Source organism: Tenggerimyces flavus, from assembly GCF_016907715.1.
GTDB classification, from domain to species: Bacteria; Actinomycetota; Actinomycetes; order Propionibacteriales; family Actinopolymorphaceae; genus Tenggerimyces; species Tenggerimyces flavus.
This window is the reverse complement of sequence record NZ_JAFBCM010000001.1, coordinates 7,423,047-7,444,476: the sequence shown is the minus strand read 5'-3', so window position 1 is coordinate 7,444,476 and position 21,430 is coordinate 7,423,047. Positions and strand designations below refer to the sequence as shown.

The 21,430-nt window shown below is 66.9% G+C and carries 19 protein-coding genes; 11 read left to right on the top strand and 8 right to left on the bottom strand.

Annotation, left to right across the window (positions count from 1 at the left end):
* Positions 1 to 522 carry a helix-turn-helix domain-containing protein gene (locus JOD67_RS34630; protein WP_205121885.1) on the bottom strand — a complete coding sequence of 174 codons (522 nt, stop codon included), beginning with the start codon at positions 520 to 522 and terminating at the stop codon, positions 1 to 3.
* Between the two features lie 122 nt (positions 523 to 644).
* Between JOD67_RS34630 and JOD67_RS34625 the strand changes: the two genes are divergently transcribed.
* Positions 645 to 2,531 (top strand): vWA domain-containing protein, encoded by a 1,887-nt coding sequence (locus JOD67_RS34625; RefSeq protein WP_205121884.1) that lies wholly within the window; start codon positions 645 to 647, stop codon positions 2,529 to 2,531.
* On the opposite strand, the gene JOD67_RS34620 is transcribed toward JOD67_RS34625, so the two are convergent.
* Positions 2,521 to 3,468: a helix-turn-helix transcriptional regulator gene (locus JOD67_RS34620; protein ID WP_205121883.1), complete on the bottom strand. Its 948-nt coding sequence runs from the start codon at positions 3,466 to 3,468 to the stop codon at positions 2,521 to 2,523. The two genes, JOD67_RS34625 and JOD67_RS34620, sit on opposite strands and share 11 nt — an antisense overlap.
* Before the next feature lie 63 nt (positions 3,469 to 3,531).
* Here JOD67_RS34620 and JOD67_RS34615 point away from each other — a divergent pair, with 63 nt between their 5' ends.
* Both JOD67_RS34615 and JOD67_RS34610 read left to right on the top strand, forming a co-directional pair.
* Entirely contained in the window at positions 3,532 to 3,918 is a 387-nt protein-coding gene (locus JOD67_RS34615; RefSeq protein ID WP_205121882.1) for a VOC family protein, read from the top strand.
* A complete protein-coding gene (locus tag JOD67_RS34610) occupies positions 3,918 to 4,700 on the top strand; it encodes a GNAT family N-acetyltransferase (protein ID WP_205121881.1) in 783 nt (260 codons plus the stop codon). The genes JOD67_RS34615 and JOD67_RS34610 overlap by 1 nt, the downstream gene beginning before the upstream one ends.
* On the opposite strand, the gene JOD67_RS34605 is transcribed toward JOD67_RS34610, so the two are convergent.
* Both JOD67_RS34605 and JOD67_RS34600 read right to left on the bottom strand, forming a co-directional pair.
* On the bottom strand, positions 4,633 to 5,079 hold the full coding sequence (locus JOD67_RS34605) for a hypothetical protein (RefSeq protein WP_205121880.1): 447 nt from the start codon (positions 5,077 to 5,079) through the stop codon (positions 4,633 to 4,635). The genes JOD67_RS34610 and JOD67_RS34605 overlap by 68 nt on opposite strands.
* 18 nt (positions 5,080 to 5,097) lie before the next feature.
* On the bottom strand, positions 5,098 to 5,454 hold the full coding sequence (locus tag JOD67_RS34600; RefSeq protein WP_205121879.1) for a PQQ-binding-like beta-propeller repeat protein: 357 nt from the start codon (positions 5,452 to 5,454) through the stop codon (positions 5,098 to 5,100).
* Positions 5,455 to 5,611: 157 nt separating this feature from the next.
* Between JOD67_RS34600 and JOD67_RS34595 the strand changes: the two genes are divergently transcribed.
* From JOD67_RS34595 to JOD67_RS34570, 7 genes are all read left to right on the top strand, one after another.
* Positions 5,612 to 5,806, top strand: coding sequence for a hypothetical protein (locus tag JOD67_RS34595; RefSeq protein ID WP_205121878.1), 195 nt, complete (start codon positions 5,612 to 5,614; stop codon positions 5,804 to 5,806).
* 1,186 nt (positions 5,807 to 6,992) lie between these two features.
* The gene (locus JOD67_RS34590; RefSeq protein WP_205121877.1) at positions 6,993 to 8,387 is read left to right on the top strand and encodes an ABC transporter substrate-binding protein; all 1,395 of its coding nucleotides are present in this window, start codon (positions 6,993 to 6,995) and stop codon (positions 8,385 to 8,387) included.
* Positions 8,388 to 8,464: 77 nt separating this feature from the next.
* Positions 8,465 to 9,322, top strand: a complete 858-nt coding sequence (locus JOD67_RS34585) for a carbohydrate ABC transporter permease (protein ID WP_239554190.1) — start codon at positions 8,465 to 8,467, stop codon at positions 9,320 to 9,322.
* Positions 9,322 to 10,248: a carbohydrate ABC transporter permease gene (locus JOD67_RS34580; protein ID WP_205121875.1), complete on the top strand. Its 927-nt coding sequence runs from the start codon at positions 9,322 to 9,324 to the stop codon at positions 10,246 to 10,248. Before JOD67_RS34585 ends, JOD67_RS34580 begins: the two co-directional genes overlap by 1 nt.
* Positions 10,249 to 10,767: 519 nt before the next feature.
* On the top strand, positions 10,768 to 10,899 hold the full coding sequence (locus JOD67_RS41530) for a hypothetical protein (RefSeq protein WP_275577213.1): 132 nt from the start codon (positions 10,768 to 10,770) through the stop codon (positions 10,897 to 10,899).
* A gap of 148 nt (positions 10,900 to 11,047) precedes the next feature.
* Positions 11,048 to 11,473 carry a hypothetical protein gene (locus JOD67_RS42630; RefSeq protein WP_239554188.1) on the top strand — a complete coding sequence of 142 codons (426 nt, stop codon included), beginning with the start codon at positions 11,048 to 11,050 and terminating at the stop codon, positions 11,471 to 11,473.
* Between the two features lie 14 nt (positions 11,474 to 11,487).
* Positions 11,488 to 11,802: a hypothetical protein gene (locus JOD67_RS34570; protein WP_205121874.1), complete on the top strand. Its 315-nt coding sequence runs from the start codon at positions 11,488 to 11,490 to the stop codon at positions 11,800 to 11,802.
* A gap of 10 nt (positions 11,803 to 11,812) precedes the next feature.
* On the opposite strand, the gene JOD67_RS34565 is transcribed toward JOD67_RS34570, so the two are convergent.
* The gene (locus JOD67_RS34565; RefSeq protein ID WP_205121873.1) at positions 11,813 to 12,253 is read right to left on the bottom strand and encodes a hypothetical protein; all 441 of its coding nucleotides are present in this window, start codon (positions 12,251 to 12,253) and stop codon (positions 11,813 to 11,815) included.
* A 921-nt stretch (positions 12,254 to 13,174) separates the two neighbouring features.
* On the opposite strand from JOD67_RS34565, the gene JOD67_RS34560 reads away from it, so the two are divergent.
* Complete coding sequence (locus JOD67_RS34560; RefSeq protein WP_205121872.1) at positions 13,175 to 13,630, top strand: PASTA domain-containing protein; 456 nt, start codon at positions 13,175 to 13,177, stop codon at positions 13,628 to 13,630.
* 975 nt (positions 13,631 to 14,605) lie between these two features.
* Here the strand turns inward: JOD67_RS34560 and JOD67_RS34555 are convergent.
* The 3 genes from JOD67_RS34555 to JOD67_RS34545 all read right to left on the bottom strand — a co-directional run bounded on the left by JOD67_RS34555 (position 14,606) and on the right by JOD67_RS34545 (position 20,738).
* The gene (locus tag JOD67_RS34555; RefSeq protein WP_307782763.1) at positions 14,606 to 15,187 is read right to left on the bottom strand and encodes an RHS repeat-associated core domain-containing protein; all 582 of its coding nucleotides are present in this window, start codon (positions 15,185 to 15,187) and stop codon (positions 14,606 to 14,608) included.
* A 773-nt stretch (positions 15,188 to 15,960) separates the two neighbouring features.
* On the bottom strand, positions 15,961 to 19,227 hold the full coding sequence (locus JOD67_RS34550; protein ID WP_205121871.1) for an RHS repeat domain-containing protein: 3,267 nt from the start codon (positions 19,225 to 19,227) through the stop codon (positions 15,961 to 15,963).
* On the bottom strand, positions 19,224 to 20,738 hold the full coding sequence (locus JOD67_RS34545) for a hypothetical protein (RefSeq protein ID WP_205121870.1): 1,515 nt from the start codon (positions 20,736 to 20,738) through the stop codon (positions 19,224 to 19,226). Before JOD67_RS34545 ends, JOD67_RS34550 begins: the two co-directional genes overlap by 4 nt.
* Between the last annotated feature and the right edge of the window lie 692 nt (positions 20,739 to 21,430).

Sequence of the window (21,430 nt, the reverse complement as noted above, 5' to 3'; positions counted from 1 at the left end):
CTAGCCTCCAGACACCATCCGGAAGTGCTCGACCGCGTCCTTCGTCCGGCCGGTGCCGTAGACCCGCAGCACCTCGGCCAACGCGGGGAACGCCGCCTCGAGGATGGCCGCCGCCCGGGTCAGATCGTCGGCACTGGCCGCCCAGCGCAGCACCTCCTGGACGTGGGTCGCTCCCTCGTGGCGCAGCGTGGCCGTGGGGCGGGTCAGCACGCTGCCCGGAGCCTCCGCCTCCACTTCGGCCACGGCGGCGGCCGCCACCACCTGCCCGCTGCGAACGGTCGGCGCCAGCTGCATCAGCCTCTGCAGGCGGTGGACGGCAGTGGGATTGCCGATCTTGAGCCGGTTTCCCGAGGCGAGCTGGCTCACCATCGGCGCGGACAGACCGAGCACCCGCGCGAGCTTGGCGCGGGAGATGCCGAAGGTCTCGGTGAGCTCGTCGATGACCTCGACGAGCGGCGCGCCGTAGAGGCGTGCCTGTTCGGCGTGGTTCCGGGCCGCGAGCGACTCCGGGTCCGCACTCATCGGTCACCTCCGGGAGCTTTCCAGTAGTGAATCATCCTACGCCGAATCGGGAGTCTTGACTCATGGCATACACACGTCTACGTTTACAAACGTAAACGTCTCGTCCAGGTGGGAGTGCGGGCATGGTGACTCGAGTGGGGCGCATCGGTGTGGTGGCCGTGCTGCTCGCGGCGTTCGCCACCCTTCTCGGTGCGGGGGAGAGCAGAGCCGACGACCAGCCCGGCAGGGTCCTGCTGGTGCTCGACTCGTCGGGCTCGATGAAGGAGCCGGCCGGCGGCGGCGAGACCCGGATCCAGGCGGCCAAGAAGGCGCTGCGCCAGGTCGTCGAGCAGCTGCCGGACGACCAGGCCGTGGGCTTGAGGGTGTACGGCGCGAAGGTGTTCGCCCGGAAGGACCCCGGCGCCTGCACCGACTCGCAGCTGGTCGTGAAGCCCGCCACGGGCAACCGAGCGGCACTGCTGAGCGCGATCGGCGCGTACCAGCCGTACGGCGAGACGCCGACCGGCTACGCGCTGCGGGAAGCGGGCAAGGACGTCGGCGGAGAGGGCCGGCGCACCATCATCCTGGTCTCCGACGGTGAGCCGACCTGTGCTCCCGACCCGTGCCTCGTCGCCAAGGAACTCCGCAAGCAGGGCATCGAGGTCCGCATCGACGTGGTCGGCCTCAGCGTCAACGCCGCCGCTCGCAAGGACCTGCAGTGTGTCGCGCGCGCCGGTGGCGGCGTGTACTACGACGTCGACAGCAGCCAGGAGCTCGCCGACTCGCTGAGTGCGGTCGCCAAGCGAGCCGCCCGTCCGTACGTCCCGGTCGGCCGGCCGGTCACGGGCACCGCCACACCCGAGGGCGCGCCGGAGATCGCTCCCGGAGACTGGCTGGACGCTGTCGACGCGGCGACGCCCGCCAAGCACTACCTGATCAAGCGCGCGCTGCTGAACTCGTCCGTGGTCGCCAGCGCGGCGTACCGAGCCAGCCAGTCCGGCGGCGACTTCGTCGATGTCGAGTTGACCACGCCGAGCGGCACCAGGTGCGCCTTCAAGACCGGGGTCGCGGGCAACGGCAAGCTGCTGTCCACGGCGGCCAGCGCCTCGCCGTACACCCAGCAGGAGGAGTGCCTGACCAGTTCAGAGCTGGTCCTCGCTGTCACGTACCGCGGGACCGACTCCGACGGCGCTGCGCTGGAGATCCGGGTGACCGAGGTGCCCGAGGTGACCGACCCGGAGACCCTGACCGCCCCTGCGAACCCGAACACCTGGACCCCGCCGCCGAACGGCTCGCGCAAGGCGGTCACCGGAGGCACCTCGTTCGCCGACGCCGAGTCGATCGGGGCCGGCAGCTACCAGGGCACGATCGTGCCCGGGGAGACGCTGACCTTCGCGGTCGACGCGACCTGGGGCCAGCAGGTCGACGCGGCGGTGGGCTTTCCGGCCTTGCGCGGCGGCAGTGCGGCAGCGGCTGAGGACGCGCACACGATCGTGGAACTGTTCGCGCCGAGCCGGGCACCGGCCAGCGCGGCCTTCACCAGTCCGGTGACCAGCAGGGACCGGCTGCTGCTCACCGACGGCTCGACCGAGCTCGCCTCGACGACCGGGACGATCGCGTTTCCACGGCTCGGCAGCGCTTCGCACGCCGGTCCCGCTCTTGGCGGCGCGTACTTCGTGACCGTCTACCTGCAGGACTCCCCGCGGAACGCCTCGGTCGCGGTGCCGTTCGAGCTCGACGTCGCCACCAGTGGCACCCCCGGGGGCGAGCCGGTGTTCACCGAGGTGCCGATCGACGGGTCGCCCAGCGCGACGCCGGAGGCGACCCCGAGCGCAACCTCGGGTGCCACGCCGGAGGTGACGCCGACCGGCGACCGTACGGACAGCAAAGCGTCGTCCGGCGAGGGCGGGGAAGGCGGCGGCCTGTCCGGCCTCAGCCTGATCCTCGGCGGAGTCGGCCTGGCGGCGGTCGCGGCCGCGGTCTTCCTGTTCCTGCGCCGCCGCGGCGGGAGCGACGCGCTCAGCGGTTGAGCTCGAGCTGGCGTCGCGCGTTTTCGATGAGGACTTCGCGTACGTGGTCGGGCTCTTCGACGATCAGGTCGGCGCCGAGGGAGCCGACGAGGCCGATGGCGCTGTCGTAGTCCTCGGTGTCGAACTCGGCCTCGACCCAGCCGTCCTCGTCGGGGTCGGCGAACCTCTTGCTCCTGGCGTACGCCCAGCCGGCTCGGACCAGCGCGTCGCCGCGCAGCTTGAGTCGGATCCGGTACGAGCCGAACCGTCGCGCGTACTCGTCCTGGGACTGCTCCCAGTGGCTCGCGAGGTCGAAGCCGTCGGGGCGTTCGAACGTCTCCTCGGTCGTCGCCAGCTCGTGGATCCGGGACACCCGGTACAGCCGGAGCTTGCCGTCGGCCTGACCGACGAGGTACCAGCGGGTGCCCTTGCGCACCAGCCCGTACGGCGCGACCCGAGTCGACCGGTGCCCGAGGCCGTACTCCAGCTCGACGACCCGGTCGTCCCAGATCGCCGCGAGCAGCGGGGGCAGGAGGGGCAGCGGGTCGTTCGCGACCGTGTCCCAGTAGCGGGTCGGGTCGATGTGGATCCGCTGTCGCGCGTGTTCGGCGTGCTCCCGCGCGGCGGGGGCGACCGCGGCCAGCAGCTTGAGGATCAGGTCCTCGCCCGGCTCGTCCAGGCCGAGGTCGGCGAGGATGCCGCGCGGCCTTCCGACGATGGTGGCGAGCGCCTCGGTGGTGGACAGACCAGTCAGGCTCGTGCGGTAGTCCTGCACGAGCGCCCACCCGCCCGCGCCGCCGCGGGTCGAGTAGACCGGGACGCCGGCGGCGGAGAGCGCGATCATGTCGCGCCGGATCGTCCGGGCCGAGACCTCCAGCTCGCGGGCGAGCGTCGACGCGGACACCACGCCTCGGCCCTGCAGTCGGAAGACGATGCGGAGCAGCCGATCGGCACGCATGCGCCCATTGTGCCGGTCGTAGGGGACACAAGATGTCCCATACGAGGGACGAGGATGGCCGTCATGGAGAGACCACGATTCGGTGTCGGAGCCGTCACCGTCACCTCAGAGACCGACCGGGCGCGGGAGCTGGCCGAGTTCTACCACCGGCTGTTGGGCTGGCCGATCGCCGCCGAGGGGCCCAAGGGCGGCTGGGCGCAGCTGCGTCCGCCCGAGGGCGAGGCCGGATTCACGATCAACGTCGAGTCGGACCAGGAGTACGTACGACCGGTGTGGCCAAGCCGGGCCGGCGAACAGGCCGCGACGATCCACCTCGACATCGGCGTCGAAGACCTGGACGCAGGGGTGAAGTGGGCGGTCGAGGCCGGCGCGACGCTGGCGGAGTACCAGCCACAGGAACACGTCAGGGTGATGCTCGACCCCCACGGCCATCCGTTCTGCCTGTGCTGATGGCTCGGTTCACGAACCGCGAGCTCTCGACGCGCACGCTGGAGGACTTCGGGGAGTTCTTCGCGAACGTCCACGGGTGCGCGTGCACGCTCTACTTCCTCGGCAAGCACCTGCCTCAGCCGGTAGCGGGGACGGCCAGGGAACGGGCCGCGATCCTGGGGGCGCCCGACCGGTCGCGCAAGCGCTTCCCGCACCAGGAGCTGCGGCGGGCGCGAGAGCTCGCCGTCGTGACGGAGCTGGTGAAGCAGAAGAAGGCCGACGGCATCCTCGTGTACGCCGACGGCGAGCCGGTCGGCTGGTGCCAGTACGGCCGGTCCGGAGAGGTGTGGAAGATCAACTGCTTCACCACGCGGATGGACTACCGGCGGCAGGGCGTGGCGACCCGTGCGCTGGCCGCTGCGGTGGCCGCGATCGAGAAGCGGGGCGGTGGGCGGATCGAGTCGTCGCCGATGGTGTTCCCGCACTACGACCCGATGCTGCCGAAGCTCCGGAGGACGTTCGGCTGGCGGTCGGCCGAGGTGGCGGAGTACATCGCGGACAACTGGCCCAGCCGCGAGCTGCCCGGCATCGGCAAGGCGAACGCCTGCCAGACGAGCAACAAGACCATGGCGCACATGGGCACCATGTCGATGTTCGAGAAGCTCGGCTTCGAGGTCGTCGGCCTGGACGAGAAACGCAGCTCGGACGACCCCCGCTACCCGTGGACCTTCGTCGTCATGCGCCTCGACCTGGATCCGCGAGCTCCGCGGGACCGCGCCGGACCCAGCGGGCTCCGTCGATGACGGAGATAGAGCGCGCGTCGCATTCGTCGGGGATGGCGGGCAGGACCTCGTTCGGACCGGGATCACCGCCGCCCGCGCTGATCACCTCACCGAGGCCGATGCGCCCTACGCCCGGGATGTGGATGGCCACCGGGTCGGCGTCGGAGAGCGTGGTCCCGGCGGGCCAGATGATGAGGGCGCTGCTCTTTCCGTCCTTGGTCAGTCCCACGCAGCCACCCTCGCCGACGTGGAGCTTGCCGCTGATCAACGCCTGCCGGCCCATGCCGCTGGACGGGCCGACGAGGAGGTGGATGCCGTCACGTTCGAAGGCACGCGGTCCCGCACAGCCACTGGCGAGCAGGAGGCCGGCTACCAGCACTCCGATGGCGACTCGTCGCATCCCGACCTCCCCGTCGGCTCACCGCTTCGCGAACGCGTGCACCGTCCCGTCGTCGGACAGGGCCAGTACCCAGTCGCCGCTCACGGACAGGGCTGAGGCGACGCTGCCGCCGAGGTCGTGCGAGGCCAGTATGCGCCCAGAAACGCGGTCCAGCGCGAGCAATCTGCCGTCCCACGTTCCCGCGTACACCACCGACTCCGACGCCAGCGTGTGCATCGCCGGCGACCCCGCGCCCGCGTCCGTGCAGCCCGCCGCGATCTTCCAGCGGTCGTCCACCGGGCTCTCGCCGGGCAGGTAGCCGACCGGCGTCTCCCAGACCGGCTTGGCCGGATCAGCAGCGGCGGTGTCGTACGCCCTCGGCGCGGCATCTGACATTGGGGGCGACGTCGGGTTATCAAGAGGCGGCGACCTGGATCAGGTAGGCGAGGCGAGGCCGATCGCGAGGACGCCGAGAAGAAGCCCGAGCCCGCGATCGGGCATGCGAGGCTGGAGCCGGCCTCGAGGGTAGCCGCCGATAACGCAGCGACGCCGTGTGCTGATCCGATCCCCGGAGGTCAGCTTCAAGACGAACCCGCCATTGCGCTCGATTGCGGCGACCCGCGAGTCGAGCGGGCACTGGACGATCGAACCGTTCGACGTAGGCGACCAGATAGCCGGCGACGTCACCCTTCGCCGGACAGTGCCGGGCTCGGCGGGGAACGGCGTTCTCGGCAGGCTCGCGTACTGAGCCAGCGTGACAGCCACGTCGGCGATAGCGAAGTCGACGCCTGCCTGGCGCAGGTGGTAGCCCACCACCAATCCAGCTTGGCCACCACCGACAACGACGACCTCGTGCTGGCTTGCACGTAGGTTCCTCCCTTCTGCTGTTGGCGATCTCGTCAGGAACGTCGGTGAGCCGACCGCACAAGCGCACGCGCACCGGCCAACAACGCCATACGCGGGCACCACGAGGCGGTCGACGCTGCCTGCCACGCCAGCGAGCTCGGCGCGCGGGACGAAGGTCAGGCCGTGGCGTGAGCGGATGCTGTCGCTGGCTGCGATCGCCAATGTCCGTACGGCCTTGGCCTCCGGGTACGGTTCGAACGCGGCGGCGAGCTCGAGTTCGCCGATGCCCGTCAGCGACTACGACTCCCACGGTGGTGCCGTTGGCGCGGAACCCGAGGCCGAGCAGATGCATGACGGCATTCTCCGCCGAGAGTTTCGCCACCGGGGAGCGGCGCGGGCCGCGGGGGCCACCGGGCGGGCGGTCGACTGCCTAACGTCGGCGAGAAGCCGAGCGGCCCGATCTTCATCACCTTGAGCGGCCGGCGGCTCTATACCTCGCTAACCTCAAGTCGGCCGACGGATCACCTGATCGAGTCGCAGAGATCGCCAGCCGTGCCGGTTATGACATCGAAAGCCGGATGTGGACCCTGCTCAGCCAGGTGCCCCCCTTGGCGTAAACGTCGCTAGGGTCATACCGCCGGATGAAGCCCCTATCGACACCACTCAAAGTGTCAGCGCCATCATCTGCAGAGTTCCAGCGTCGTCCGCGGGCGTCCTGGCCCTGACCGGTTCGCGACGAAACCCGTCCTCCAATAGAACGCCACGGCGCGTGGGGTCACGTCATCTATCCAGAGCACCAGGCGCGGATGGCCGTCTCGCGCCCAGTTGGCCAAGACGGGGACCAACGCTTCGGCAACTCCCGTACACGAAGGGACCGATCCACCCGGTACAACCTAGGTGGGCGGCCTGCGGATCGACATCGGACGGAGCACAGTGCCTGCCAGCCGTCTGCTGTGAGCTAGCGCTTTGTCAGATCCGCCCGACCGTTCTGTCAACGGTGCGTGGACGCCGACAGGTCCTGTCCAACCAGAGCAGATCCGCATATGGTGCGTTCTTGAGCCTTCGTCACGACACGTAGGGGTCGCCTCATGCGGATCCGGAGGAGCTGGTTGGCAGCAGCGTCGGCGGGTGTCCTGCTCGCGGCCCTCGCGGCCTGTGGTGGAAGTCGGTCGCCCGACGACGGAGTTCTCACGGTGTGGACGACGGACACCCTTCCCGACCGTGTGGCCGCTACGGAGGCGATCATCGCGGACTTCAGCGATGAGACAGGGGTCGAGGTAGAGCTGGTCGGCGTCGCGGAGGATCAGTTCAACCAGGTGCTCATCTCGTCGGCTGCGGCAGGCGACCTCCCCGACGTCATGGGTTCGTTGTCCCTGGCTGCGATCCGCACCCTTGCCGCCAACGACCTCCTCGACGCCGCGGCTGCCGCCGACGTCGTACGCGACCTCGGGGTCGAGACCTTCTCGCCGCGGGCGCTCGAACTCACTAGGGAGGACGACCGGCAGCTGTCCGTCCCGAGCGAGGCGTGGGCGCAGTTGCTGATGTACCGGAAGGACTTGTTCGAGAAGGCAGGTTTGGACGCCCCCGAGACGTACGAGGAGATCCTGAGCGCGGCGAAGGCACTCGATTCGGACTCGATGGCTGGATTCGTGGGCGCTACGACGCCCGGCGACGCCTTCACCCAGCAGACTTTCGAGCATCTGGCTCTCGGCAACGGCTGCGACCTGGTCGACGACACCGGCCGGATCACGATCGACAGCACGAATTGCGTGAACGCGTTTGCCTTCTATGAAGAGCTCATCAGCTCCGCCTCCACGCCGGGTACCCAGGACGTCGACACCGTGCGCGCCGCATACTTCGCGGGCCAGGCAGCGATGTTCGTCTGGTCGTCGTTCGTGCTCGACGAGATGGCAGGTTTGCGTAACGACGCAAAACCGAGTTGCCCGGAGTGCCGGAGCGATCCGGCCTTCCTTGCGAAGAACACCGGCATCGTGCCCGCGGTGAGAGGCCCGGACGGGGACGAGCCGGCGCAGTTCGGGGAAGTGGTCTCGTGGGCGTTCACGGGTGGTCGCTCAGCGGAGACTTCCACCAACGCAAGAGCGTTCGTGACCTACATGATGAGCGATGGGTATCTCGACTGGATAGGCTTCGCGCCTGAGGGCAAGTTCCCTGTACGCAAGGGAACTGCGACCGATCCGACGGCCTACGTCGACGCGTGGGAGACGCTGCCCGCGGGCGTGGATACCAAGGCTCCGCTCTCCGAGTTCTATCCTCCAGAGGTATTGGAGACCTTGAAGAGGAGCCCTGAGCCGTTCTCGCGGTGGGGCATCACGCAAGGGCAGGGCAATCTGATCGGCGCGTCTCTCGGCGAACTCCCAATTCCCCAGGCGATCGGGGACCTGACGGGTGGGGGGCTCGACGCGCCGGGTGCGGCCGAACAAGCTGCCGCGGCCCTCCGTGTCATCCAGGGATCCCTGCAATGACGCGCGGATCGCGTCGCCAAAGTGACGCTCGCACCGGGCTCGCTCTCATCTCGCCCACGGTCGTCATCGTTCTCGCCATGGTCGTCCTCCCCATCCTGTGGACGATCGCCCTCGCGTTCCAGCGCGTGCGCCTCCTGGATCTGAGCTCCGCGGGTTTCTTCGGCGAGTACACGCTGGCGAACTTCGACGGCATCTTCAGCTCGCAGGGGTTCTGGACCTCGCTGCTGACCACCTTGACGTACTCCGTGCTCGGCACGGCTTCCTCAATCGGGCTCGGCCTGGTGTGCGCCCTCGCCTTGCGGAACAGGTTCCGGGGGCGAACGTTTGTTCGCGCGGCGATCCTCATCCCGTACGTCGCTCCGGTCGTCGCGGCGACGTTCGTGTGGCGGACGATGCTCAACCCACAGTTCGGCATCGTGAACCATTGGGGAACGCGACTGTTCGGATGGGACGAGCCGATCGCGTTCCTCAGCCAGGTCAGCAGCGAGGTGTCGCTGCTGGGGCTCGAGTTCAGTGTTCCGACCGCTCTACTGACCGTGATCACCTTCGAGGCATGGCGATCGTTTCCGTTCGCCTTTCTGTTCCTGATGGCCCGGCTGCACGCGGCGCCGGCCGCCCTGGAGGAGGCAGCGCGGGTCGATGGCGCGACACCGAGTCAGCGCTTCTGGCACGTCGTGTTGCCGCAGTTGTTGCCGACTATCGCCGTCCTGTCGGTGCTGCGCTTCATCTGGACCTTCAACAGCTTCGACGACATCTACCTACTGACCGGCGGAGGAGCCGGAACCGAAGTCGTCAGCGTCCGTGTCTTCAACGCCCTCACCGCCCGCGGAAACATCGGTGCCGCCTCCGCCCAAGCGATCGTTCTCGCAGTCGTACTCGCCGTGCTTGTGGGTTTGTACCTGAGACGGTTCTCCGCGCGTGAGGAGCGTGCCTGATGACGTCGACCGCGCAAGAAAACCCGAAGGGATCCCTTCGTGCTTCGCCCGACAGTCGATGGACTCGGGACGCCGTCGAGACCAGGCTCTTCGCGGTGCTGCGATGGGTGGTCATCGTCGGCGTCCTGGTCGTGACGCTGTTTCCCTTCTACTACATGGCGATGCTCTCCGTCCGCTCGCTCGATGAGGTACTCCAGGATCCGGGAGCGCTGTTCGTCCCACCTTCGGAGCTGGTCATCAGCAGCTACCAGAGCGTTCTCGCCTCGCCCGAAGTCGGAGGTCAGGGCTTCCTGGTCTTCATGCGGAACAGCGGGCTCGTCGCGCTCGGAACCGTCGCCGTGGCTCTCCTGATCGGCATACCGGGTGCCTATGCCGTCAGCCGGCTGGACTTCTTCGGCCGGCGTCAGATCAGCGCACTCTTCCTCGCGGTCTATCTATTTCCGAGCATCCTGCTGGCCGTGCCGCTGTTCATCTTCTTCACCCGGATCGGACTGCGTGGATCCCTGATCGGGCTGGTCATCGTCTACGTCTCGCAGGTCGTCGCCGTGTCGATCTACATGCTGCGCAACTACTTCGACACCATTCCGGTCAGCCTGGAGGAGGCGGCAGCGATCGACGGTTGCGGGCGTCTCGACACCATGCGCCGGATCAGCCTGCCGCTGGCAATGCCCGCAATCACGGCCAACGCTCTGTTCGTGTTCATGATCGCCTGGAACGAGTTTCTGTTCGCTTTGCTCTTCCTCGTCGAGTCGCGGGATCGGTGGACCGTCTCCCTCGGTCTCTCCCAACTCGCCGGAAGCATCGAGATACCCACCACGGTACTCATGGCGGGCTCCGTCATCGTCACGATCCCCATCATCTTGGTGTTCTTCTCGAGTGAGCGACTGCTCACTGAGGGCTTGACGGCCGGGGCGGAGAAAGGCTGACCCGGACGACTAGAACCTGATCTTGGCGAGCAGCGGCGACCAGTTGAGAGCTGGTTATGCCTGGTGTTCTTGGTCGGCCTTGTCCGGGCGCTCATCTGATGCCGCGGGTGGCTCCAGAGCCCGCCTGGTCGAGGGCGTGGACGCAGGCCGTGTGGCCCCGGACCGGTCCGTGCGGAGCCCTCCCCGACGGTGACGCACCTGACCTACGCGATCCGGCGGTAGGCGCAGGGCGGACGACACACGGCCGGCGGCCAACGCGAAGGAACATCCACGCGGCTCGCAGACAGTTCTCCTGCCGGTTGGAACGAGCGCGCCCATCCCTTCACCTGACCAAGACCGCAAACCATATCCTGACAAAGACCGACCGTAAGATCACGAACGCGGAGCACTAGGGCCTTCTCGTTCGCCACGGCCGGCGTGATACGGCTGGCTGATTCGCCATCTTCGACGTGCGGATTGGCAAGGCCTTGCTCCGCAGCGATAAGGACCACTGCTGGTGGCTGCGATGAGGAGCAGTGCTTGGCTCAGAACCACAAATTCGAGCAGATCGTCCCGACGGCCGCCGCGAGCTCGGAGTGGACCGGCGCGATCGTCGGCATCATGCGTTGTGGGATCGCCCTACCGTTCTCGACGTGCTGGGCGGTCTGTTAGATCGTTCGGTGCGCAGGCAGGGGGCAGCGCACGCCGCGGCGGTCGAGCAGCGGATCGTCGTGCCCGGTGAGGTGGTCATCGCGCAGGTGGTCCGTGAGCTCGCTGTGGGAGTTGCTCGCGACGCGTGAGCGGATCCAGCTTGCTGGACATGCAGCTGGAGGAGGCTCTGGAGCGGCATCCGGACGCTCAGATCACCCTGACCTTGCCAGGCATGGGCGTGGTGCTCACCTCCGAGTTCCACGCCGAGGTGGGCAATCTGCGCCGCGATCCGACCGGCAACAGTCTGGCGGCGGCGTCGGCGAATTGCACTAACGATCCGACAGTCCGGCAACAGCCGATGGCTGCGCCGACCGATGGGCGGCAACCGGCGTCTCAAACGCGTCTTCTACCAATCGGCGATCTGCGCGTTGAACCACGACCCGACCAGCAAGACCTTCTACGCCCGGAACGCTCGGAGGGCAAGACCCACCGACAAGCGGTCATCGCGCTCGCCCGACGTCGCGTGAACGTCCTACACGCCATGCTCCGCAGTCGAACCTCCTACCAGGTGGGGCATGATGCCGCGGCAGCGTGAGGAGTTACGCGAGGATGAGCGGGTGCAGCAACCTCACCAGCGGCGCCGGTGGACTATGGGGCATCCGAGGCGCCCGCCTGGGCGGTGTTCGGCGCCGGCGCGGCCGTCGGGTCCTGGGTGGCCTGATCGGCCTCGGCAGGGCGGAGTTCCGGCTGCCGCTCCTGATCGGCCTGTTCGGCTTCGCCGCGCTGTCCGAGGTCATCCTGAACAATGCCGCCAGCCTGATCGTGGTGCTCACCGTGCTGTCCGCCCGGCGTTCGTCAGGACACTCTCGACGAGAACTGTTGGTGTCGGCGCGCGGGGTTCTGTTGCTAGCGATGTACGGCTGAACAGTCGGGCTCAGTCATCGCGTGTGACCGTTAGGTCGACGTTGCCTGAGTTTCCCGTTGCGCGGGGCAGGGTCGCGGCGCAATCGGTGTCCCGCACGTTAACAACCGCCGGAGGTCCAGGTGCCGCGGTGAATTCCACGCACAGCCGGGCCACGACGTCGTCGTATGACAAGCCACCGCCATATTGGCGTCTGGTGTGGAAGGCCGTCCGCAACGTAAGCGTGCCGTCTGGCCCGACCTGCTTGGTGAAGGTGATCACGTCCTCGCCGCCCGGGAAGTGATACAGCACATGATCAAGCAGCGCCTGCCCGCGCGGCGCGTCCGGATCCGACACCAAGTCCTGCAACAGATCGCGGGTTCCGTACGCGCTAGTACGCACTTGCTCGGTCGCGGCGTCGGTCGCGTCCTCGCGTGGGCTGGCACAAGCAACAACGGTCGGAAGGACGCTCATCGACACTAGGAGGGTGTGACGACGCGACGCTCTGCCGGCCCGCCGTCGCGTCACCGGCCCGCCGCGCTTCGGACCCGACGAGTTCCGGGACACTTCCTCCACCCGCCAAATGATCTCAAAGAACGGTGACAGCCGCGAGTTCCGTCGGTTCCGCGCTATACGGCAGAGATCGTCCGGGTTCGGAACGCAGCGCCGGCTAACAAGCAGCCGCCGACTTGACGAGAGCCATTGGGCTGCACCCGCGCGACCGTCGGCATCATGCGTTGTGGGGATCGCGGCGGCTGTCGCAGTAGGGTCGAAGCCCATGACGTCGACTGCGTGCGGGCGGCCGCGGCCGCCCGCTCGTTATCGCCGCACTAATACGACGTCGCAAGGGATGCCGCGAGCCTGGTCCAGTTGTGACGGGATCGCGTGAGCGCTTTGGTCGACGCAAGGCCGGCCGCAGCGAGCAACGACAGCGCGTCGTCTCTCCGCCCCTGCGTCGGCGAGGTGCGCGCGTTCCACCAGGTTGGCCGCCACGCTGGCGTCGAAGCCGAGCGAACGACGCGGCTCCGCCGACTTCTCCAATCGCGATCGCGACGTCCAACGACTCGCCGGAATGCCCAAGTAGCACAGGGCGTACGACCGCACCTGCGCATCGCCGCCAGCCAGCGCCCGCTCGAACAGAGGCACCGCGGTCTCGTGATCGCCGCGGATGACCTGCCACACGACGCCCCGTCTAGAACGAGGCCTCGGCCTGGCCCCGCACGTCTCCCAGCGCGGCGTACAGCGCCGCCCGCGAGAACAACGCGTACAAGTCCGCAGGCTCACCACCGAAACGGTCCACCAGGAACTGCGTGTGCAGCAAGCGTCCCCGCGCCGTTCGACGAGGTCGGCTACCAACAGCGGGCTGAGGCGCTCGAGGATTACGCACGGCTGAAGATGAAGTTCCTCGGCATCCGCGCCGAGATCGACCTCGTCCGGAACAACCCGGACCTGTTCCACCCCGATCACCAGGGCAGCGACCTGGCCCGCGGGTACGACCTATACACCAAGGCCATCAACATGCTGAACCGGCACGCCCGCCGGGTCGCGAGCAAGGAGATCGAACCCGACCTGTTCGACGCCGTGGCGTACGACGCCGAGCTGAGGGAGCTTCCGGTCATCGTCTCCCACAAGAAGGCTCCAGAGTCGGACATGGTCCTGGTTCCCAAACTGCGCGATGTCGGAGTAGACAACGCGAAGGAGCTGCTGACGTCGCAAGGCCTCAAGCCCGTCTCCAACGCCACTGCTGTCGAGCTCGGCTCTAAGGTCCCCGTGAACATCGTGACCACACAAAGCCCCGACGGAAATACATCGGTACCCAAGGGAACGAGCGTCGTGATCGAGGTCGCGTGACAGACGGAGAAATCAGCGGTCGCCCCAGATGTCCATGCGTTACTCTCCCACCGGCGCCAGGCAAGACGGCTACGGCGCAGGTCGCGCGAGCTACTCGATCCTGCCGGCTTTGGCGCGCATGCTCGCCCGTTACCGGAAGGTATGCATACCTTCGTGTGGTTGACGAGAGGAGCGGAAGCACCATCAAAAATTGGGACGTAGTTAGTCAGGCTCAGCGTCTTGCTGATCGGTGTCGAGGCTTCGACCTGGACGTCTTACGGCACAGACGCCAAGTAGGACATTAACGACAATTGACAATGAGATTCCGCTTCCTAGCCCTATCCCCGGCGTCCTTCGGGACGATGTGACCAACTGCCGTGCCCGATGCCGCTAAGGACGACCGTATCGCTAGGAGAACATCCCAACCGTGACCGCCATACCCCAGTTGAGGCGTGACGAGGAGCGGCGCTCGAAATCCTAGTCCATCAGTCGTCGCAGTCGATGTTTACCCAGCGCCCCCACACCGATTCTCGACGTTTACCGTCTTGTCTATTTCGGCTTTACTTGCACGATCGCCGCCCGTCCAATAATAACCGGACGGCAAATCCGTCGGAATCTCCGACAGGGAATACGCTGCGTCGATCAATTCCCCGTCAGTCGTATCGATCTCGACCTCAAAGTACTTCACCTTCCGGAAAGTGCCGTCCGTCTGCCGAAATGATGCGGCATCGCCCAAGGTAATCGTCCCGCTCGTTGCGACTGAAGTGACCGGATCCTCGCCAGACCAAATAAGTGTGCGATCTTCAGACCCCTCATGGCTAAGTCCGAACATTCTCACCTTTGCGATCCTGTCACCTTCACATAGGGGCGTGTGCAGCGTAGACGAACTCGACTCAGTCCTGATTCCAAGCGCCGGCAACTCTGGGTCTGCCATATAGCATGCTGTGGCCGTGAAGAGGGCAACGGTGAGGATCCGAGATAGTGCACGCACCCGCGTCATCGACGCCGCTTGAGACATCGCGTGTATCCACCATTCTTGTATCCCGCTTCGCGCTCCCACCGATTCCTACATGGGTTTCTACCCGCAAAGGCGTATCGGAACGAAAACCTCCATCCGTAGATCCGCCATTGCTTGCGGTGATTCTTTTCGTGCTGAATCCGTCCCCTGCTGATTTGTCTAGAGTCACCCCATCCCGTTATGTATGTTTCGCCTATGGTGATTCCACCCCGAGGATAGAAGCGACCCGACATCCTACACGTACGCATGCCGTAGCGGTACTTGCATCGTCCGCCATGCATACGGGCGTAGAACCAGGCAGCGCGTCCCAGGATTCTGGACGCAAACCGGTAGTCGCGCCAGCGCTTCCTCCTCTTGCCGTCGAGGTCATATTCGTTGGCAGGGTCGAGGGGATATGAGTAGGCGTTGAGGTTGCCGCCGGGGACGGGGTCTGTTTGGAGGAAGCGGCCGAGTTGGGGTGCGTAGAGGCGGACGCCCATGAGTACGAGTCCGCCGGTCGCGTCAGTGGAGCGTTGTTTGCCGCCAAGCCAGCCGTAGCGATCGGGGTGTGCGGTGCCGATCGGTGCTCCATATTCGTCGGTGGTGTAGTTGGCGGTCGGTTCGGTGGCGGCTCCTGTGGCGGTGGCGGTGACGTCACCGTGGAGGTTGACAGTTTGCCACGTGAGGGTGCCGGTTTGGTTGGCGGTGGCGGCCAGGTTGCCGCTGAGGTCGGTGATGTTGCGCCTACGACCCGACGACTGGAGCTGTCGGGTCGGTCACTGACGGCAACGGCACCTCGAGTACGAGCTACGACGACTTCGGGCGGGTCAAGACCAACACCGACGCCGCCGAAGCCACCGGCGACGCACGCAACGTCGTCACAACTACATACGACTCGTCCGGCCGGGTCGCTACTGTCGCTGACGCCAAGTCGACGGTCACCAACACCTACAACGAGAACGGCGACCCCCGCGACCACCCGACCTCGATAACCGTCTCGGGCGTCACTGGCACGTTCGCCGGCCGCTACGACATCGAAGGCCGTCTCGTCGAGCAGACCTGGCCGAACGGGCTGATCCAAACGTCGACGTTCGACGCCGACGGCGAGCAGCTCAACCACCGCCAGGTCGAGGACCAAACCTGGCTCGAGGAGACCGTCGCGCCCAACATCCACGGCCAATGGCGCACTCAGAACTCCGCCGGCGCCAACGTTCTGCGTGACCAGACCTACACGTACGACACCCTCGGCCGCCTCACGTTGACAGGCGACACCGGCTCCGGATCCTGTGTGTCCCGCCGGTATCAGTTCAACGCCAACTCCAACCGCACCGCCCGCATGACCTACGAGGCCAGCTCAGACGGCAAGTGCCAGTCCACCACAGCGCAGGCCACGCAGACGTCCACCTACGACGCCGCGGACCGGCTCCAGCCAGCTGGCACCCACGCTGGGCTCGTCTACGACGCCTACGGCCGCATCACCACCCTGCCCGCGTCCGACACCACGGCCGGCACAGGCAACCTCACCGCTGCCTACTTCACCAACGACCTCGTCCGCAGCCTCACCCAAGACGGCACCACCCTCACCTACAACCTCGACGCTGCTGGCCGGCTCAAGACCTGGACCAGTTCCAGCACCGGCGTCATCAAGACCAATCACTTCAACGATGCCTCCTCCGATTCCCCTGACTGGATCTCCGAGACCACCGACCACACCCAGTGGACCCGACGTGGTCTGCGCCGGGATGGCGGTCCCGATGCCACCGGTCGTTTGGCTCGAGACTGCCCGTGTCGAGTAGCCGCTGTTGTCGTAGGTCGTGGTCTCGGTGCGGGTGCGGGTGGTGCCGCCGGCGTCGATCACGGTGTCGGTGGTGGTGATCGGGCGGTTTAGGTAGTCGTAGGCGGTGACCCGGGTGGTCACCAGCTGGGGAAGGCCGAACACGCCGGGGTTGGGGTTGGCCGGTTTGGTGACGCACGCGAGGTTGGCCCAGGCGGGCTTGTTGCCGCAGGCGGCGTCGCGCGAGTTGGTCCCGCCGGTGTAGTAGATGGTTTCGGTGGTACCGGCGCCGCCTCCGTTCGGTTCGGACGGCATCCGCGACTCGATCGCGACACCGGAGTCCGGGTCGTAGCGGGTGATAGTGGTGGAGGCGATCCCGTTCGGGTCTTGGACCACGCGCATCGGCGTGCGGAACGTCCAGCCGGTCGCGTCGGAGGTCGACAGGGCGTAGTCGTTGCGGGTGGTCCGAACGTCCTGTTCGTTCGTCGCGACCGTGGTCGGTGACAGGCTCGCCGCGGTCGACGTCGACATAGCGAGGTGAAGCAGGTGTCCGGCTGGGTGGCCGAGCTCGGTGCCGGTGTCGTAGTCGGTGTGGACGTGTTCGCGCGCGCCTGCGGTGCTGCCATCGGGCAGGACCACGTCACGGAACGGACCGTACGTGTCGGTGACGTCCTTGCCGTCGGCGGTGTAGATGCTGACCTGCGACAGCGCGAGCGCGCGGACGGCCGCATCGGTCGACGTGTAGTCCGACGACAGCTCCCGTGTGGTGTCCATCGCGAGAGCACGGTTGGCCGCGCCGAGTTCGCGGACGGTGTTGCCGAACTTGTCGTACTCGGTCGTGGCGATCGCCCAACCAGCCTCGCCAGCGCCGTTGCCCGGGCCGGTGTACTCGGCCGTATTGACGGTGCGGCCATCGGCGTCCATATAGGTGACGCTCGCTTCGCGCAGATCGGTGCGGGAGGCTGTGTCACCCGGGCCGAAGACGGCGGTAGCCGTTGCGGGGACGGCCTTCTGACCCCAGGCTCCCACCTTGACTGCGGTGGACAGGTCTGGTCGGAAAGCGCCATTGCTCGCGTCTGCGGTGCGGGTAACGTCGTACTCGAACGTCGTGGTCTCGGTGCCGCCACCGTTCGCCGCGCTGTGCGTACGGGACACCAAGTGCACGCGGCCCGCGCTGTCGTAGCCGATGGTCCAGGCCGCGACCCCGGCTCCGTTTTCGGTGGCATGTCGCCCAGCCGCGTCGTAGGTATAGGTGGTGGGCAGCACCGGGCTCGCAGGATTGCAGGTGACTGGCTGGGTGCCCGTTCCGGCGCCGGACACGGTCCGCGGATCCCACGACTGCAACAGCCTGCCGGTCGCAGCGTCGTAGCCGTAGCAGGCGACGTCGACCTTCAACTCCGCCCCCGCCGCGGTGGTGGTCCGGAACGTGACCGCTGCCAGACGGCCGGCCGGATCGTAGCCGAACTGCAGCGACTTGCAGCCAGCCACCCACGTGGTGCACGACGCCACGCCCGGCGGAAGCGGGGCCAGCATCTGCGACGTGCGTCCTTCGGCGTCGTAGGTGTAGCTGGTGTTCTGGTTCGACCCGGGCTGGATTACCTTAAGAACACGATAGGTGTGCGGCGCGTTCTCCTTCGCTGGGGACGCGAACGCGATCGCCGGGGTGAACACGGTGGTGTTGCCGTCCAGGTCGGAGATCCGGAACTCCGACGGACCGTTCGCACCGCCAGCCACGGTGGTCAGCTTGTCGTCGGTGGTGGCGTCTTCGCCTGTCGCGGCATAGCTGCCGTCTGCGTTCTTGCCGAACGTGGTGACGGTCCCGTCGGAGTCGGTGAGGGACACGCTGAAACCGCGGTCGGTCAGGCCGGTCCAGTCCGACGCGGCCGCGTCGACGGACATGCTAGAGATCCAGCCGGGGCCGAAGATGCCTTCCTCAACAAGGCCCGAGCTGTCATACAGAACCGGCTTGGTGGTGGCGTTGGAAGGGCGGCCGTTGTAGAGCCGGATGAACGCCTCCGTCGTCCCCGCGGGCAAGGAGGCGCGGAGCCGCAGCGTCTGCCAGGTGTTCAACGCGGTCGGCAGGTTCGACGGCACCTGCACATACGACCCGGCGCCAACCCGGTAGTACAGCACAGCGCGCAGCACGCGCGGCAACCCGCCGGTGTCGACGCCGGTGGCGGTCGGAACGTAGATCTGAGTGGAGAAGGAGTAGGTGTGGCCGGCCTTCATCCCCAACCGCATGCCGCCGCTGTTTCCGCCGATCGCCGCGTAGGTGTCCACATCCGTAGCCGATGTCCCGGAAGGAGTGACCTTCAAGGCGTTGGCGCCAGCCGCAGCGGGACTGGTCGCCGTAAGGGCGACGGTCCCCGTCGAGCCGATGAACCCGGAGGTGTCGGTCTCTACCTCAGTCTGGTCCTCGCTCAGCAGCTGCTGGGAACCCTCCGGGGTCGCGTCAGGGGCGAGGGTATTGAGCGTGCGGGACAGAGTCAGGTCCGAGCCGTACGAGTCGATGGAGGCGTCGGTCTCCGAGACCGCCATGTTCCCCGACAGCGGCGACACCGCACCCGGCCCCGCGTCTTCTGAGGATCCGGTGGTGTCGGTCTTGTCCAGGGTGAGGGTGACCTCGTCGGCTGTGCAGTCGTCGGGCTGGCCGGCGATCTTGAACTTGTAGCAGGCTTGAAGTTTGACCGTGCCTGCCCGTCCGAACAGGGTGGCCGGGACGTCCCACACCAGGTCACCGGTCTTCGGCACCGGCCACGCGGTAACAGGCTGTCCGTCGACGGTGACGTGCCCGATGGGGATGGTGCGCCAGCTCTCGCTGTCGGCCCACCGGTAGGACCAGGTCACCGATCCGTAATCCGGTGAAGCGACACCAGCGAGGTGGGCGAACCTGGCGGTGCTGCCGTTCGCCTCGGGCTTGGTGACGCCCGCCCCGGTGCCGAACGAGTAGGTCGCGACGGGGAGAGGTTGTTGGCGAAGTCGATCGATCGGACGTAGACGGTGTGCCAGCCGTCGCCGGGTGTGATCGTGACGGTCTTCGACGCCCCGCTGGTAGTGGTCACCGACTGCGCCGAGGCCATCGTCTCGTCATCGGTCGCATAGACGTATCGGGTGACGGCGGTGCTGCTCGAGGAGAACGTCAGCGAGACGTTGGACGCTGTAGGTGTCCAGGCGTCACGTGGTTGCGTCGAACTCGAGACCGCGGGTGTAGGTGGAGGAGGAGGTGCCTGCTTTTGGTAGTAGCCCTGGACATCGACGTAGGTGCCTGGGGCGCCGCCGGAGGAGTAGATGTTGATCCGGCCGTCGCTGCCCGGTTTGACGATCACCGTGTTCGTCACGTTGTTGTCCGACGCCGTGTAGGACAGCGTCGACATCGGCGGGCGGGTCGCGCCGGCCGGCCACACGGTGAAGAACCCGGTGCCCTGCGGATCCGTGGCGGTCACCGACACCACCACCGCGGTCACGCCGCTGGCCCGGACGACGACGGCGCCGGTGACGGTGTTGGTGCCACCGGCGGCCTTCACGCCGCGGATGCCGCCGACGCCCATCGCGCCTTGGGAGTTGATCCGCTGCGGCGTGATCGGGACGAAGATGTCGCGGCCGATTTGGGTGTTGTCCAGGTAGTAGCCCTGCACATCGACGAATAGATCCAACGATCCGTTGGAGGCGAACACGGAGATCTTGCCGCCGATGCCGACCTTCACCTGCGCCGACGCCGACATCGTCCGCCCAGCGTTCGTCGACAACGTGGTCACCGTCGGCCTCGTGGTGCCGGTCGGCCACGCCAACAACCCGGTATCAGCGCTGGGATTGGTCACGGTGATGTTCACCGCCACCGCCGACACATTCGTCGTCGGAACCCCACCCACGCCGATGACCTGCACATCGCGGGCCACGCCGCCCTGCAGCGGGGTGGTCGATCCGCCGGTCCCGTTGCGGGTGTCATAGATGCGGTCATGGTTCAGCGGCACGAACGTGCCGCCGGCCGTGGTCACGGTGTTGTCGGTGAAAAAGCCCTGCACGTCGAACATCACATGGGTCTCGCCCCACCGGTTCATCACATCGACCTGGCCACCCGGCCCGATCTTGGTGATCACCGTGTTCGTCGACCACCGGCCCGCGGTGATACTCAACGACGTCACCGACGGCCGCGTCTCACCCGTCGGCCACACCACCAAGCCCGAGTCCAGCGAGGAGTTCGCCGACGTCACCGACAGCACCACCGCCGACACCCCCGACGACGGCACCCCACCCACACCGGTCACCGTGTACGTCCGCGGGACGAACTCGCCCAGCATCTCTGACGACCCGCCCAACCCGGTCCGCGTATCCACGATCCGCGCCGGCGGCAACGGCACAAACTCTCCCGCACCCGGCGGAGTTGACTCCAAACCGACTAGGCCCGATGTCGCAGCGGTCGGTCCGGCAGCCTCTGCCGTCGCGGCGCCTTCGGGCGGGATCACCAACGCCCACGCCACCACCAACGACAACGACAGGATCAACCATCGCCGGAGAGTCCGAGCACGTCGAGAACCCTTAACAATCCAGACCGAACGGCGAGAACGCATCGGAACATGCGTCGAAGCGGACAACCGAACCCCCCAAGGATCCAGACGTGCCGGCAAAGTGAGCAAGGCATACCAGGCGCGCAGAAACAGCGTCTACAACGACGAGCATCCTGGACAGAACCGGTCAGCGCCACAACAGGCGAAAGCCTTTCGAAGATGGGGAATCAGAGCGACCGGCCTAAGAGTCGCCCAGCCGCACGCCGCGATACGTCTGCGACATCAGCCCTCGCGACACCGATGGTCGTGCTGAACGGGGTTGGGCGTGTCGCCCGAATCGCGCCATCCTGGGCAGGCGAGGTTCGTAGCGAACACCTTTCTGTTGTCGCTTCGACGCGTTGTGTGATCCGACAAGCTTTGATCCGACAAGATTTCTGCCGGATCGCCGTCGGAGATCAAGACGCCCCGGCACTCGGCCTTGCGGGCGGGATAGGCCGTCCTCAGCCGCCGCCGGAAACACCAGTCAGCGGCCACCTCCCGACCGG

What these genes read in the sequence shown, in the direction of transcription:
- JOD67_RS34630 (WP_205121885.1), bottom strand. Translation starts at nt 522, where the DNA reads ATGAGTGCGGACCCGGAGTCGCTCGCGGCCCGGAACCACGCCGAACAG.
- JOD67_RS34625 (WP_205121884.1), top strand. Translation starts at nt 645, where the DNA reads ATGGTGACTCGAGTGGGGCGCATCGGTGTGGTGGCCGTGCTGCTCGCG.
- JOD67_RS34620 (WP_205121883.1), bottom strand. Translation starts at nt 3,468, where the DNA reads ATGCGTGCCGATCGGCTGCTCCGCATCGTCTTCCGACTGCAGGGCCGA.
- JOD67_RS34615 (WP_205121882.1), top strand. Translation starts at nt 3,532, where the DNA reads ATGGAGAGACCACGATTCGGTGTCGGAGCCGTCACCGTCACCTCAGAG.
- JOD67_RS34610 (WP_205121881.1), top strand. Translation starts at nt 3,918, where the DNA reads ATGGCTCGGTTCACGAACCGCGAGCTCTCGACGCGCACGCTGGAGGAC.
- JOD67_RS34605 (WP_205121880.1), bottom strand. Translation starts at nt 5,079, where the DNA reads ATGCGACGAGTCGCCATCGGAGTGCTGGTAGCCGGCCTCCTGCTCGCC.
- JOD67_RS34600 (WP_205121879.1), bottom strand. Translation starts at nt 5,454, where the DNA reads ATGTCAGATGCCGCGCCGAGGGCGTACGACACCGCCGCTGCTGATCCG.
- JOD67_RS34590 (WP_205121877.1), top strand. Translation starts at nt 6,993, where the DNA reads ATGCGGATCCGGAGGAGCTGGTTGGCAGCAGCGTCGGCGGGTGTCCTG.
- JOD67_RS34585 (WP_239554190.1), top strand. Translation starts at nt 8,465, where the DNA reads ATGGTCGTCCTCCCCATCCTGTGGACGATCGCCCTCGCGTTCCAGCGC.
- JOD67_RS34580 (WP_205121875.1), top strand. Translation starts at nt 9,322, where the DNA reads ATGACGTCGACCGCGCAAGAAAACCCGAAGGGATCCCTTCGTGCTTCG.
- JOD67_RS42630 (WP_239554188.1), top strand. Translation starts at nt 11,048, where the DNA reads ATGCAGCTGGAGGAGGCTCTGGAGCGGCATCCGGACGCTCAGATCACC.
- JOD67_RS34570 (WP_205121874.1), top strand. Translation starts at nt 11,488, where the DNA reads ATGAGCGGGTGCAGCAACCTCACCAGCGGCGCCGGTGGACTATGGGGC.
- JOD67_RS34565 (WP_205121873.1), bottom strand. Translation starts at nt 12,253, where the DNA reads ATGAGCGTCCTTCCGACCGTTGTTGCTTGTGCCAGCCCACGCGAGGAC.
- JOD67_RS34560 (WP_205121872.1), top strand. Translation starts at nt 13,175, where the DNA reads ATGAAGTTCCTCGGCATCCGCGCCGAGATCGACCTCGTCCGGAACAAC.